The organism is Rhodococcus sp. IEGM 1302, from assembly GCF_030056935.1.
In the GTDB taxonomy this organism is placed as follows: domain Bacteria; phylum Actinomycetota; class Actinomycetes; order Mycobacteriales; family Mycobacteriaceae; genus Rhodococcus_F; species Rhodococcus_F qingshengii.
Window position 1 is genome coordinate 67,839 of sequence record NZ_JASHKY010000021.1, and the last position, 13,751, is coordinate 81,589.

The 13,751-nt window shown below is 62.5% G+C and carries 15 protein-coding genes; 7 read left to right on the top strand and 8 right to left on the bottom strand.

The window, feature by feature from the left end; translation table 11 throughout:
* Positions 1-29: 29 nt before the first annotated feature.
* On the top strand, positions 30-686 hold the full coding sequence (locus QM609_RS22800) for a thioredoxin-like domain-containing protein (RefSeq protein ID WP_003942235.1): 657 nt from the start codon (positions 30-32) through the stop codon (positions 684-686).
* A 34-nt stretch (positions 687-720) separates the two neighbouring features.
* On the opposite strand, the gene QM609_RS22805 is transcribed toward QM609_RS22800, so the two are convergent.
* Both QM609_RS22805 and dapB read right to left on the bottom strand, forming a co-directional pair.
* Positions 721-1,185 carry a hypothetical protein gene (locus QM609_RS22805; RefSeq protein ID WP_003942246.1) on the bottom strand — a complete coding sequence of 155 codons (465 nt, stop codon included), beginning with the start codon at positions 1,183-1,185 and terminating at the stop codon, positions 721-723.
* Entirely contained in the window at positions 1,182-1,937 is a 756-nt protein-coding gene (dapB, locus tag QM609_RS22810; RefSeq protein ID WP_007735114.1) for a 4-hydroxy-tetrahydrodipicolinate reductase, read from the bottom strand. The genes QM609_RS22805 and dapB overlap by 4 nt, the downstream gene beginning before the upstream one ends.
* Positions 1,938-2,048: 111 nt before the next feature.
* Between dapB and QM609_RS22815 the strand changes: the two genes are divergently transcribed.
* Positions 2,049-4,088 (top strand): ATP-binding cassette domain-containing protein, encoded by a 2,040-nt coding sequence (locus QM609_RS22815; RefSeq protein ID WP_082239034.1) that lies wholly within the window; start codon positions 2,049-2,051, stop codon positions 4,086-4,088.
* Positions 4,085-4,819 (top strand): energy-coupling factor transporter transmembrane component T family protein, encoded by a 735-nt coding sequence (locus QM609_RS22820; RefSeq protein WP_003942210.1) that lies wholly within the window; start codon positions 4,085-4,087, stop codon positions 4,817-4,819. Before QM609_RS22815 ends, QM609_RS22820 begins: the two co-directional genes overlap by 4 nt.
* Here QM609_RS22820 and QM609_RS22825 read toward each other — a convergent pair.
* Positions 4,785-5,441 (bottom strand): TetR/AcrR family transcriptional regulator, encoded by a 657-nt coding sequence (locus QM609_RS22825; RefSeq protein ID WP_050655771.1) that lies wholly within the window; start codon positions 5,439-5,441, stop codon positions 4,785-4,787. The two genes, QM609_RS22820 and QM609_RS22825, sit on opposite strands and share 35 nt — an antisense overlap.
* A 225-nt stretch (positions 5,442-5,666) precedes the next feature.
* On the opposite strand from QM609_RS22825, the gene QM609_RS22830 reads away from it, so the two are divergent.
* Together QM609_RS22830 and QM609_RS22835 are read left to right on the top strand one after the other, a co-directional pair.
* The gene (locus QM609_RS22830; RefSeq protein WP_030535581.1) at positions 5,667-6,614 is read left to right on the top strand and encodes a metal-dependent hydrolase; all 948 of its coding nucleotides are present in this window, start codon (positions 5,667-5,669) and stop codon (positions 6,612-6,614) included.
* Positions 6,614-7,774, top strand: a complete 1,161-nt coding sequence (locus QM609_RS22835) for a DUF7802 domain-containing protein (RefSeq protein WP_030535582.1) — start codon at positions 6,614-6,616, stop codon at positions 7,772-7,774. The genes QM609_RS22830 and QM609_RS22835 overlap by 1 nt, the downstream gene beginning before the upstream one ends.
* A 45-nt stretch (positions 7,775-7,819) precedes the next feature.
* Here QM609_RS22835 and lplAB read toward each other — a convergent pair whose 3' ends face one another.
* Positions 7,820-8,869, bottom strand: a complete 1,050-nt coding sequence (gene lplAB / locus QM609_RS22840; RefSeq protein ID WP_050655770.1) for a lipoate-protein ligase LplAB — start codon at positions 8,867-8,869, stop codon at positions 7,820-7,822.
* A 276-nt stretch (positions 8,870-9,145) separates the two neighbouring features.
* Between lplAB and QM609_RS22845 the strand changes: the two genes are divergently transcribed.
* Positions 9,146-9,301, top strand: coding sequence for a hypothetical protein (locus QM609_RS22845; RefSeq protein ID WP_003942131.1), 156 nt, complete (start codon positions 9,146-9,148; stop codon positions 9,299-9,301).
* A gap of 19 nt (positions 9,302-9,320) precedes the next feature.
* Here QM609_RS22845 and QM609_RS22850 read toward each other — a convergent pair whose 3' ends face one another.
* From QM609_RS22850 to QM609_RS22860, 3 genes are all read right to left on the bottom strand, one after another.
* Positions 9,321-10,136, bottom strand: coding sequence for a MerR family transcriptional regulator (locus QM609_RS22850; protein WP_050655804.1), 816 nt, complete (start codon positions 10,134-10,136; stop codon positions 9,321-9,323).
* Positions 10,137-10,188: 52 nt separating this feature from the next.
* Positions 10,189-10,695: a VOC family protein gene (locus QM609_RS22855; protein ID WP_050655769.1), complete on the bottom strand. Its 507-nt coding sequence runs from the start codon at positions 10,693-10,695 to the stop codon at positions 10,189-10,191.
* 71 nt (positions 10,696-10,766) lie between these two features.
* Positions 10,767-11,948, bottom strand: a complete 1,182-nt coding sequence (locus QM609_RS22860) for a GDSL-type esterase/lipase family protein (RefSeq protein ID WP_050655768.1) — start codon at positions 11,946-11,948, stop codon at positions 10,767-10,769.
* 108 nt (positions 11,949-12,056) lie between these two features.
* Between QM609_RS22860 and QM609_RS22865 the strand changes: the two genes are divergently transcribed.
* Positions 12,057-12,632 carry a TetR/AcrR family transcriptional regulator gene (locus tag QM609_RS22865; protein WP_050655767.1) on the top strand — a complete coding sequence of 192 codons (576 nt, stop codon included), beginning with the start codon at positions 12,057-12,059 and terminating at the stop codon, positions 12,630-12,632.
* 174 nt (positions 12,633-12,806) lie between these two features.
* On the opposite strand, the gene QM609_RS22870 is transcribed toward QM609_RS22865, so the two are convergent.
* Positions 12,807-13,721, bottom strand: a complete 915-nt coding sequence (locus tag QM609_RS22870) for a tyrosine-protein phosphatase (RefSeq protein ID WP_007735104.1) — start codon at positions 13,719-13,721, stop codon at positions 12,807-12,809.
* Between the last annotated feature and the right edge of the window lie 30 nt (positions 13,722-13,751).

Consider the following 13,751-nt stretch of genomic DNA (forward strand, 5'->3'; position numbering starts at 1 on the left):
AAGCGGACAGGCGCCGCTATCATGGCCGAGTGAACAAACAACTTCGAGCGACAGTGGTGGTCTCGGCAGTTCTCGCACTGGCTTCGTGTGCGAATTCCCTCGAAGGATCACCGCGCCCGGATGCGTTTGTTCCGAGCATCGACAACCCGGATCCGTCCGAAGCCATCGACGGAGTTGTCACGGTCGACTACCCAGCAGCCCAACACGTACGCCCGAACGAACGCGTGGCGTACACATATTCACCGCCCTTCGGCGGCCGTCATGACTCGGTCTGGGCAAACTGCACCGGAGTTGTTTATCCACAAGCGATTCGGACCGAGAATGCGGTCCATTCTCTCGAGCACGGGGCCGTGTGGATCACGTACAACCCCGACCTCGTCTCGAGCGAGGATCAGGCTCGCTTGGCACAGCGAGTCGAGGGCATGAGCTACACGTTGATGTCGCCGTATCCGACCCTGGATTCGCCGATCTCGCTGCAGTCTTGGGGCCGTCAGCTCAAGCTCGACAACGCCGCGGACGCGCGCATCGATCAGTTCGTCTCGGCTCTGCGCGTCAACCCGAACACGTATCCCGAAGTGGGCGCGACCTGTTCGGTGCCGGTGACGAGCTTCGACCCGAACAACCCGCCGCCATTCGACCCCACCACTCCGGATCCGTCATCTCCCACAACTGTTCCGGAGCGGTAGCGTCTCAGCAGGCCCCGCTTCGCGGCGTAGACACCTACTTGCCTCGTGAACGGCGTTCCAGTTCGACTGCCCGTCGCATGGTTTCCCGAGCCCGGCTTCGGTCACCGGCATAGTCGTAGGCGCGAGCAAGTCGGAAGTTCTGCTTCCAGTTGTCCGGGTCTGCTTCCCAGTCGACCTTGATCTGGGCGAACAACTCGTCGGCAGCCGCTCGCTCGATCCGGCCCGAAGGCAATTTCGGAAGCGCAGACGCGTCGACAGCGAGGCCCTCGTCGTGAATCTGCTGCGCGAGGCGCTGGTGCGTGAAGCCGGCACGGAGCGTGGCGATGACGAGCCACAGCCCCAGGAACGGCAGGATCAGCACGCCGATCCCGAGACCGATCGCGGCGCCGCCACCGTCCTGGATGAGCTGGATTCCGCGCTGGCCGAGCAGCACGAAGTACACCGCGAGCGCAATGCAAATCGCGACGATCAGTGCGACGGTGCGAGTGGTCTTGTTCATAGATCGAGAAAGGAATCGATACCGACCGTCAGACCCGGACGCGAGCCGATCTGGCGGACACCGAGCAGAACGCCCGGCGCGAACGAATTCCGGTCGATCGAGTCGTGGCGAATGGTCAGTGTCTCGCCCTGAGTTCCGAGAATCACTTCCTGATGCGCGACCAGTCCGGCCATCCGCACGGAGTGAACCCGGACGCCGTCGACGTCCGCTCCGCGCGCACCCTCGAGCTCGGTCGTGGTGGCGTCAGGGCTACGTCCGACGCCTGCTTCCGCGCGAGCCTCGGCGATCATGGCGGCCGTTCGGTATGCGGTGCCCGAGGGAGCATCTGCCTTGTTGGGGTGGTGAAGTTCGATAACCTCGACGGAATCGAAGAAGCGCGCCGCGGCAGCCGAGAAGCGCATCAACAACACAGCACCGATGGCGAAGTTCGGGGCGATCAGAACACCCGTTGCCGGCTGGGCGTCAAGCCAGGACTGCACAGTCGCAAGCCTGGACTCGTCGAAACCGGTGGTGCCGATCACTGCGTGAATTCCGTTGGCCACGAGAAATTCCAGATTTCCCATGACGACGTCGGGGTGCGTGAAATCGACCACTACCTGAGTGCGGGTGTCGACAAACGTCTCGATGCGATCACCGGTGTCGACCTGAGCGACGAGTTCCAGATCGGGAGCAGCTTCCACTGCCTCGCAGATCGCTCGACCGACCTTGCCCTTGGCTCCCAGAACCCCGACCCTGATGGGTGCTGCACTCACGTCTTCCACGCTCCGTCCGATGCATTGTTTGAGGTGAAGCCTACGCAATCACCCCGATGCGCTCACCATCAGTCGGGCGGGAGTTATGTCACCACTGGCACACTGGACGTAGTGAGCAACCGTCCGCAAGTCCGCGAAACCGGCAACCTTCGACCACTCGAGTTGGCAACGGGTGCCGTCATGGCCGGATTCACGGTCGCGTTGTCCGTGATTGCCACGGTCATCCCCATGGCCAGCGCCCTCAACCTCGTGGCCGCCGTTCCGATGGGAATTGTTGCCCAGCGCTTCCGAGTCCGCGCCGTGACGACGGCCGGTATCTCGGCCACGGCAGTCGCCTTTGTCGCGGCGGGTTCGGGATCTGCGGCGGCGGTCGCATTGAGCGCTCTCCTCGGCGGAATCATCGGTACGGTCAAGCGGCGCGGTCTCGGCTTCGTCTCCGCATTGCTGTCGTCATTGGTCATCGGGCCCGCGCTGGCGTTGTTCTCCATAGTCCTGTTGCTTGTTCTCGCTCCGCTGCGCACCTTGTTGTTGACCTCGCTCGAGAACACCGCGTTGGGCGTGGCCGAGATCTTGAAGCGTGCCCCCACACTGGTCGGCGCAGCCGAATGGATCGAGAACAGCATCGGCTCGATCATCGACTACTGGTGGTTGTGGATCGGCGTGTCCATCATCTCCGGAATCGTCCTCAGTACCGTCGTCTCCTATTTCGTCCTCGGCGCCGTCCTCGACCGATTGGCTGCACTCCCTTCGGCCGACCCGCTCCAGACAGCACCCGACGACCGTCCGATCGATCCGCTGCCGGTCACTTTCGATCACGTGGGCTTCACCTATCCGGGTGCAACGACACCGGCCCTCGTCGACGTCAACTTCACCGTGCGACGAGGAGAGTTCGTCACCGTCGTCGGCCACAACGGCTCGGGCAAGTCCACACTCACCCGGTTGCTCGCCGGTCGCGCGCCGACTGTCGGGACGCTGACGAGACCCGGGTCCGCCGGTCTCGGCCGACACGGCGGAACCGCCGTCGTCCTCCAACGACCCGAAAGCCAGATCCTCGGAACCCGCGTCGCGGACGACGTCGTCTGGGGGCTCCCCCCCGAGTCGCATCCCGACGTCGATGCACTGCTGGCCGAGGTGGGACTCGCGGGCATGGGTATGCGTGAGACCTCCGGGCTGTCCGGTGGCGAGATGCAACGTCTGGCTGTTGCAGCCGCGCTGGCGCGGCGCCCCGCTCTGCTGATCGCGGACGAAGCCACCGCGATGGTCGATCAGGCCGGCCGGGAGGAATTGGTCTCGCTCCTTGCCGAACTTCCGCGACGCCACCCGATGGCCGTGGTACTGGTCACCCATCACCACGCCGACACCCGCAACGCAGATCGGGTGATTCAACTACAACGCGGACGGCAGATCGATCACCAACCAGGTTGGATGACGTCGACGTTCGGGGGTCCTCCGCCTGCGCCGTGGCCGGTCAGCACTCGAGCTGTCCTCCAACTCACCGATGTCACCCACACGTACAACGACCGGACTCCGTGGTCGCGGCGCGCACTGTCGGACGTCAATCTCACAATCGGCGACGGCGACGGGCTGCTGGTTCTGGGCGGCAACGGTTCCGGTAAATCGACTCTGGCCTGGATCATGGCGGGCTTGATCGCACCGAGCAAGGGAACCGCAGTCTTCGACGGCAAACCCGTCTCACGCCAACTCGGCATCGTCGGTCTCACGTTCCAGCATTCGCGACTGCAGCTGCAACGCCGAACCGTCGCCGAAGACATCGAGGCCGCTGGAGGTCCGGAGATCGGATCGGTGCAAGTCTCGTGGGCGCTCGACGCCGTCGGACTCGACCGTCACATCGCCGGCCGCAGCATCGACGAGTTGAGCGGCGGACAGATGCGACGCGTCGTCCTGGCCGGTCTCCTCGTGCGCCAACCGCGGGTACTCATCCTCGACGAACCGCTGGCCGGTCTCGATCCACCCGGTCGACACGAAATCCTGAACGTACTCAGGTGGATTCGTCGGAACGGAACCGCGGTAGTCGTCATCTCCCACGATGTCGACGGCATGGACGCCGTGTGCAGCAGAACAATTCGACTGTCGGAGGGTCGCATCCTCGACCCTGCCGCCAGCAGCGCCTTGGAAGGATCGACGACGTGACAACACTTCTGCGCGAAGTCCCGACTTCATCGCCGATCCACCGATTGTGGGCCGGAACGAAGATCGTTGCCGTCGTTCTCGTCAGCATCGTGGTCGTGACCGCTCCGTCCTGGCCGGCGATCGGCGTCGTACTCGGATTGTTGTTGCTGACCGCGGTGATCGGACGCATCCCCCCGACTGCAGTTCCGCGACCTCCGTGGTGGTTGTGGGCGCTGATCCTGCTCGGCGCGTTGATCAATCTTCCGATCGGCCTCGACGCAGTGTTCATCTACCTGCAAGCTGTGACGTTCGGTCTTGTATTGCTCTGCGTCTCACTGATGTTGGCATGGACCACGTCGATGAGCGATGTGGCGCCGGCACTGGCAACGCTCGGTAGACCGCTGCGATTCCTCAAGATCCCGGTCGACGAGTGGGCGATCGCGACGGCCCTCTGCATTCGTTCACTTCCGCTCTTGATCGACGAGATGCTCACCCTGGTGGCGGCGCGACGACTACGCCCGAAAGCTGTGGTGAACAGCGCTGCCGACAATTCGATAGTCGATCTGATCACCACGACCATGTCGGTGGCAATTCGGCGCTCTGCCGAGATGGGTGAAGCGATCTCCGCTCGCGGGGGCACCGGTTTGATCGCGGCGTACCCCAAGCGCCCTCAGCTCGCCGACCTGTTCGCACTGACCGTCGTCATCGCCGCGTGCGTCAGCGCGGTTGTTTTGACTCTGGTTCTGCGCTGATCGGGTCACCACTGACAGAATTTCCCTGGGCGATGATCGCAGAACCCATCCAGCGCCGTAGGTATCGCCGCAGTTCTTCGTCGCTCCGCTTCGGGTCGCCGGGCGCGAGGAAAAACGACTGCATCGTCCGCAGGACGTATTCGACCAGTTCCTGAAGTGATGCGTCGTCGTATCCGAAACGCACCCAGTCCACGTCGAAGCGGGTGATCATCGCCATTCCGAAGGCCTGCGCCTCCTGAGAGGTCAGACCCTCGGGATGAAGACTCGAATTCGTGCTGGTGAGCAGAATGCCGAGATGCGGCGTTCGGTGGACCTGGGTCAGGGTGTAGACGACACCCTCGGTCATCGCCTCGACGGGATCTTCGATGCCGCTCACGTGTGTGGTGAGTCGATCGAGATAGCCGTCGACCGACGCGATCGCCGCTGCCCGCATCAGAGCGTCAGCGCTGGGAAAGTATCGATACACGGTCTGCCGGATCACGCCCAGTGACTCGGCGACGTCGCCGATGCTGATTTCCGAACTCGTCCGTGCGATCAACTCGACCGCGGCCTCGACAATGCGACGAGACGCATCTTCGTCACTGTCCGGTGGATTGCCGCCCCACCCACGCCTTCGTGCCACTGCCCACTTCCTCGCTCGAACGAGGCTCGAACCATGTCTTTGCGCTCGAAGTCCAAGAGCCACAGGCTAACACAGGCAGGTTTTGCATCTGCGCCCCTCGAATTCACTCCCCTCGCCGAAAGTGAACATACAACTGCACACCAATATGTATGATTACCGCCACACGTGGCTTCGAGTGCCAGAGCGGCCACCTGACCAGCCCCTCCGAAAGACGAGGTTCGACAAGTGACCAACCTTCAACCCCGAAAAATGGACTTCGGATTCGAGGATCAGGACGTTCCCTTCCTGTGGAACCCGGAGAACCCGGCCTGGTCGAGCATGTCCAACGCGGTCTCGTTCCTGGCCATCGGTTTCGAGAAGATGATCGTGAAGATGATCATGCAGACCAAGTCGCGGATCAGCGATCCTGAAGTGGCCGAGGAAGCCGTGGCGTTCATGCGTCAGGAAGGCCATCACTCGACCGCGCACCGCCAGCATGTGAAGGCTCTGATCAGGCGCTACCCCGGACTACAGAACACGCTCGACGCTGTGATCGGTGAATTCGATCTACTGACCGAGGCGACCTCGCTGAACTACCGGCTTGCATACACCGCAGATCTAGAGGCGACCTTCACTCCGGTGTTCAAGCTGATGCTCGACAACGAGGCGACCTTGTTCCGCCCGGGAGACGACCGCGTCGCGTCACTGTTCATCTGGCACTTCGTCGAGGAGGTCGAGCATCGCAGCTCGGCACTGATCATCTTCAATTCCGTTGTCGGAAGCGAGCTTTACCGGATGCGAATGGCGCCGTCGATCTTCGCACACGTCATGAAGGTGATTCGTATCGCCTGCGCAGGCTTCAACCAGCACGTTCCGCTCTCCGAGCGGCAAGTCGACTCACTGTCGATGTTCGCCACCCACCGCACCAAGCAGAAGATTCTGACGTCGTTCGCTCCGTATCTGACCAAGGGCACGATGCCTCGCGCCTTCGATCACCTTCAACTCGGAGAACAACTCGTCGCACTCGGCGGTGTCTTCCGCAGCCAGATGCCCAATCACAACCCGGACCACGAGAAACTCCCCGCACTCGCCGACCAGTGGTTCAAGCGTTACGACGACGGCTACGACTGCACACGCTGGTACACCGCCGAATCTCAGGCACAAGCCGAGTCGATCACGTCAGGGGCCAACTGATGGCAGAACACTGCTCCCCCACGTTCTCCCAGCTCGCAACAGAACTCGGTTTCTCCTGTCAGGAAGCAGGTGGACTCGTCGAGTTCCGTAACCCCGCGGCGCTGGAGAACTGGACCCTGCCCGTCCTCGAATGGACCATCATCGTCGGCTCGGTGCTCGCACTGGTCCTGGCGATCGTGCGGTTGCGCCGCAACGGCGACCCCACCAATCTGGTTCTCTGGTTCGGCGCCACCGCCTACCTGTTCATCATCGAGCCTCCGCTGTACTTCCCGGCGGCGTTCGGCATCGAAGAACAAGTGGACACGATGTTCGCGCACAACGTGTTCACCGTCGACTTCATGTGGGGTCGACTGCCGCTGTACATCGTTGCCATCTATCCACTGATGGCGACGTTGGCCTTCGAAATAGTCAGAATGCTCGGCGTTTTCCGCAAATACGGTCCACTACTGGGCGCTGTCTGCGTCGGCTTCGTCCACCATGCGTTCTACGAAATCTTCGACCACCTGGGGCCCCAGTTGCGGTGGTGGGAGTGGTCGACGTCGAACCCGATCAACCAACCCATGTTCGACGCGGTTCCACTTCCCAGCGTGGTCGTCTTCGCCGCGCTGTGGCCGATGTCGTTGGCATTCTGCGTCCAGTACTTCGTCGGACGGCACGTCGATGCCGGCAAGCACTTCTCCGGACTTCAATTGGTATGGCGCACCATCGTGATCGGCCTGCTGGCCTCGCTGGGTACGTTCATTCTTCCGCTCCCGGCGACGGTCTTCGGTATGGGAAGCGACACTGTCCGCGGGTTCCTCTACGCCGCTGAACTTGCAGTCCTCACAGTGGTCGCGATCGTGGTTCTCGTCCGCCAATGGACGCACCTGCGCTCGGCAGAATCGAACACTCCTGCACACACCAACAGGTTCGTGCAGATCTACAGCGTGGTGTACCTGGTTGTCATGGCCGTCCTGTGGGCGAGTGCGCTTCCCGACTTCTTCGACGCGGTCGACGGTTCCACCAGCGCTGGAGATCCCATCGGGAACCTCTGGTACACAGTGGCGTGCTTCGTCATCGCAATCCTGTGCGTGAGCGCAACTTTCACCATTCCGAAGCGGAACTCCGGGACGGCCGACGCCGAGCTCCTCGGGGCAAACTCAGCGACTCCGGCTACCTAGGCGACCGGGACGAGACCGCTCGGGTCTCGTCCCGGTTTCTCGGTTTCACGGGACGCGGTGAGTCCACTCTTCGGTTCTGAACTTCGTGTCCACCAGCTTGCGCGCCTGCTCCAACTCCGGGTCCGTGTAATCGCTGTCGTGGGTGTCGTATTGACCTCGGAAGTGCTGCGCAAACGACTCCAGGATTGCTGCACGCGTCATTCCGGTCTGCGAACGCAGCGGATCGACGCGCTTGGCCGCACTCTTGGTTCCCTTGTCCGACATCTTCTCTCGTCCGATTCGCAACACCTGCGTCATCTTCTCAGCGTCGATGTCGTAGGCCATGGTCACGTGATGGAGCACAGTGCCGGACGCGAATCGCTTCTGAGCGGCGCCGGCGATCTTGCCCTTGTCCGAGGCGATGTCGTTGAGCGGCACATACCGAGCGTTGATACCGACCTCGGCAAGCGCTCCCATGACCCACTGATCGAGAAACGCGTAGGACTGCTCGAAACTCAAACCCTCGACCAATGACGCCGGTACTGCCAACGAGTACGTGATGCAGTTGCCCGGTTCCATGAACATCGCGCCGCCACCGGAGATTCGGCGCACCACCCCGATGCCGTACCGCGCAGCCGCCTCGGAGTCGACCTCGTTACGCACGGACTGGAACGATCCGATCACGACCAAGGGCGAGTCCCAGTCCCAGAAACGCAATGTCGGCGGACGCTCACCCGATGCGACCTCACGCGCGATGACCTCGTCCAGCGCGACGTGCATCGCGGGATCGAGAACCACCGGCGGGATGAGGTCGAAGGTGTGATCCGCCCAGCTCGTGGCGTGGCCGAGTGCGCGCCGGATCGCGATGCCGACCGACTGCGGCGTGAAGCCGATCATCGAGACGGACTCGTCGAGCGCAGTGGAGATGGCATGCGCCAACTGTTCTGCATCCGAGTCGGCGGGCATTCCGCGCAACGCCGCGTTGATGTCGTCGAGCGCGCTGTCGGGCTCGAGGAAGAAGTCCCCCGAGACTGCGACTTCGGACAGCCGACCGTCCGCCACCTCGACGTCGACCGCGACCAGTTTTCCACCAGGAACCTTGTACTCTCCACGCATCCGTCCAGCCTATCCCTGCGGGATTCTCTGCGGTGAGCGCCGTCGAAGATCACACCGCGCGCGCAGTGCGCATCTGTTCGGAAGGCAGGGCGACCAAGTAACCACACCTGTAAGTCGCTGCGGGGCTGCATAATCGCGCGGACGGGACCGCACGTGTCGACCCCTGGCAATTTGGCCGAGCAACGGCCCTGCTTCTGCCGACAGGCGAGATGATCTCTGTGGTGGGAGGATTGCCGCAACGAGCCAACTCCCTGGCGAGCCACAACGGAGGTAGACATGAAGGTCCCGGCGTTCCACTCGACGGTTCCTTCGGATCTCGACGTCTATCACGACAACGAAAGCTGCATTTTGGCCGCGCGCATCGCAGTGTCCCATCGTGCGCCCGGAGTCGACGGCCGACCGTGGTGCACTGCGTGTGCGTCTTTGGACTGACGAGCGACCACCAGTTCACTCACACCCACGTCGCCGATTCGGGGACAACCCCGTTGGCCCGAGCATTCGCATCGATGACAGCGCGGAGCCACACTGTCAGACCGGTCTCGACCTGCTCGTAGAACGCGGTGAATCCCGGATCGGCCACGTACATCCGTCCCAGACACACCTGCATCGAATGTGTGCAGTCGAAGTAAACCCCGATCGACGCTCGGTGCCGTTCTGCCAGCAAATTCGCCTCGGCGCTTCCCGGTTCGACACCGGACCGGCAGGCCAGCGCCAGATCTTCGTTGAGCGTCTCGACGCAGTCGGCGATCTTCTGCCAATCCTCAGCGGTCCTACCCGCCGACCGTTCCGCGTGCTGCGCCCACTGCGCACTGTCACCCCAACACTCGTGCGCCTCAGGTCCCCATGACGGCTGCCAGTGTCGGCCGAAGATCGAGACCTGCTCGTGTGCCGGCAACAGCACACCCGACTTCCTGGCATCGATGATGCGATCCAAGGACTCGCCCAGTTCTTCCAAGTCGGCTATCCGTTGCCGCAACTCGGCGCGCTGCCCACACAGCGTCTTGTCCACGTCGGCTGCGGGCGCATCGAGCAATATCCTGATCTCGTCGAGCGACAAGCCCACGTCTCGGTAGACAAGCACCCGGCCGATGCGGCCGAGGTCCGGGTCGGTGTACAGCCGGTAGCCCCCGTCACTGCGCCCGGACGGACGCACCAAACCGATTGCGTCCCAATGATGGAGGGTACGTACGGTTATGCCTAGTCGTGATGCGGCAGCACCGACAGTGAGAGCACTGTCTGCCTCGTCTCCGAAGAGTTGGTCCGTCACGTGATCCAGTCTGACAGACGCGGTTCGGGAGGCCACAGCGTCAGACCTCGGTTCAGTCGTCGGGTCCGTCAATTCCCATGCCTCGCAGATGCTCGGCCTCGGCACTGTTCGGGTCGTACGGACGAGCGGCCGTCATGATCACGCGCGCGTTCTCCGGTGTCACAATCTCCAACTCCAGTGAATTCCACGGCTTCAGATGTGGACCGCTGGTGCATCCGGGCCGCAATTCCTCACACGCCTTGGCTATCTGATCGATCTGACTCAGCACACACGCAAAGCTCACGCTGACGGACGGTGGTGAATCTGCACATTCGCCGGGCACGAGCAGAACGTCTTGAAATGCCCAGCGTCGCAGGTGCGTCAGTCGATCCGGTACCGAAAAGAGGTCGAAGAAACCGAGCCCACGGATCCAGAAGTCGGCAGATTCGGCCAGATCCGATGTCGGAACCGACACGAACATGGGCATTCCGTAGAGACCTCGGAACTGTTCCGGAGGCACGGCGTCTGTAGCGGGGACAGGGACGGGGCTGATGTCGAATGCTGGGTAAGTATCGGTCATGAAGCCATCGTGAGCCCTCACGCTACGTCAGGGTCAAATCGTGTGAAATCCGATCGAACCAGATTGCGCGATCACACCGAGCGTGCGAATGCGCCGTCGTCTGCGAATACCCGTTGGGCAAAGCGTTCGCCGATGAGACGGTGCGTCGCAGCGTCCGGATGGAGCTGATCGGGAAGCGGCAACTCTTCGTTCTCGGCCGCACCATAGAGATCGCACCCGTCGACGTAATGCAGATTGGGATCATCCGCCGATCGCTGGGTTACGATGCGCGCCAACTCTTCCCGAATAGAGCGCAGCGTCAGCTTTCCGGCTACGCGCTCGGCGGGATCGCCGGTAGCAACGAATCGCATTTCGCCTCTGGCAAGCGCGTCGAAATCGAATGCACCAGGTCCAGGCGTGTCTTCGTGAATCGGGCAATAGACAGGCGAGACGACCAGCAGTGGAGCCACTGGATGGCCGTCGCGGACCGTGTCGAGGAAGCCGTGCATTGCCGACGTGAAGGCCCGCAGGCGCATCACGTCGGAGTTGACCAGATTGATGCCCATCTTGATGCTGATGAGGTCGGCAGGAGTGTCTCGCATAGCGCGGGCGACGTACTGGTCCAGCAGAGCGCTGCCGCTGAACCCGAGGTTGATCAGATCCACGCCGCCGAGGGAGGCTGCGAGAGCAGGCCAAGTGCGGGAGGGACTTTCAGCGCCGGAGCCTTGACTGATCGAGCTTCCGTGATGGAGCCACACATCACGCTTCGTGCCGACTGCGAGTTCGAGCGGGGCGTCGGTTCGCAATGCGACAAGTTCGGTGGTTTCGTTGTGCGGCAACCAGATCTCGACGGTCTTGGATCGCGCGGGCAAGTCCGCGAAGCGGATGGTGCTGACGGGTCCGGATTGTCTCTGAGCGGTACCGGTCGCCATGTCGATCGTCACCGTGTTGCCACCCTCAGCGATTGCGTGCCCGGTTGGTTCGCCGTCGACGATCAGGTCGTACACCCCTTGCGGCCTCGGCGGAGCACCGATGTAGATCATTTTCGTGGGCAGAGTGTCGAGTTCGATGACCGTAGCGCTGGTTCGGAACACCAGCCGCACTCCGGACGGTTGTGATTGCGCCATTGCCATCTGCCCGTCAGCGAATTGCGTGCGAGCTCTGGCAGGCAGACGGTGTGTCAGCACACCGCGTTCGGTCCGCTCGAGCTCAAGGGCTCCGCGCACGATTTCCTCGGAAATTGCGGTAGTAATCCAGCTGCTCTGGCTGTTCATCTCATTCACCTGTAGATAAGTTGCGAAGGTTTTAACTACAGCACACAGTAATTTGCCTATACTATTTAGGCAAGCGGTTTCACTTCTCGACGAACAGGACCGACGGACATGCCTCGCGCAGGACTGACACCCGAACGCCTCGCCGTGGCGGGCGCCGAATTGGCCGACGAGGTGGGCTTCGAGCAGGTGACCGTATCGGCGGTCGCCAGAGCGTTCGACGTCAAGGTCGCAAGCCTGTACTCCCACGTGAAGAGTTCGAACGACCTCAAAACCAGAATCGCGCTGCTTGCCTTGGAAGAGATGGCCGACCAGGCTGCCGACGCCGTGGCCGGTCGGTCCGGTCGCGACGCCTTGACCGCCTTCGCGAACGTGTACCGCAACTACGCGAGGTCACACCCGGGTCGGTACGCCGCGTCACAGATGCGCCTCACCCCGGAGGCCGCAGCTGCGAGCGCGGGCTTCAGACACTCGCAGATGATGCGATCGATTCTGCGCGGGTACAACCTCACCGATCTCGATCAGACCCACGCAGTTCGGTTGCTCGGCAGCGTTTTTCATGGGTACGCCAGCCTCGAGTTGGGTGGATCGTTCAGCCACAGTGCACCGGACAGCGCCGAAAGCTGGGCAAGAACCCTCGAGGCTCTCGATTCGATGCTGACCAATTGGCCAGCGTCGAGTCCATGACCAGGCGTGATTCTTGCGCGCCAAGTTCTTGCGCCACTTGGTGATCGCACACGGCCAAGAAACCTCGGGCCCACCCCAGGAGCGGCGCCACACAATCGCGCGCTCCCGCAACCACAGGTCGCACTGGGACAGAAGAAGGTCCGAGTAGGCAAGAAGCCGGGCGTGGAGCTCCGCTTAGAGGAGAAGCTTGGCGCGCAGAGAGTCGACAGTGCCCTGGTCGACGCCGAGGCCCTCCCGTACGTAAGTATCCATACCGCCGTAGAGCCGGTCCACCTGTGCATACGCCGCATCGAGCCACGACAGGTCCACCGCGTCGTCCCGGCCCAGGTACGTGTTCGACGCCATGAAATCGGCACTGATGAACTCACGCGGGACACCCAGAATGGTCAGCAGGATCGCGGTACCCCAACCGGTGCGGTCCTTCCCTGCACTGCAGTGGTAGACGGTTGCGCCGTCGGAGTTGTTCGCGATCGCAGTCAGCAGGTCACGGAAGGCGACATCGGAACCACGGTAGTTGACCATGAACGGGTAGCCGATGCTTTGGCCGATGTTCGAGGTTCCCTTGACTGCGCCGTCGATCAACGCGCGACCGAGGGTCAAGGGAACGAATTCGTGGAACGCGATGCCGTGTTCGATACTGACGACGTCGGCGACCTGGTAGGTGACCCCGGCGGGGATCCGATCGGGATCCTCCGCACGTTCGGAGGCGTTGCGCAGGTCGACGTCGAGGGTCAGGTTCGCGGCGGTGAGTTTTGCCAGATCAGTCTCATTGAGCGAGCTGAGCTTGTTGGAACGGAACACCAGGCCTGTCCGGACGGTCCTGCCATCGGTAGTCCGATACCCGCCGATGTCGCGGAAGTTCCGCGCCTCGTCGAGCCTGATCTCGGCCGCGGACGGCGGTGGGATCTCCGGCAGCGGCGGTTGCTCCCCGGACGATCCGAACTGACTCGAACCCAATTGCAGGTCGCCGCTCGAGGCGGAGGCGAGTGTGGGGCCTGTCAGGGCCGCACCCATGGCGACCAGCGCAGCGAGGGCGATCCCGAAAGGGCGCGCCCCTCGGCGGCGCGTGTAGACAGTTGTCACCTTCATCCTCTCATTCGCTGTGCGGGATACCCCGCG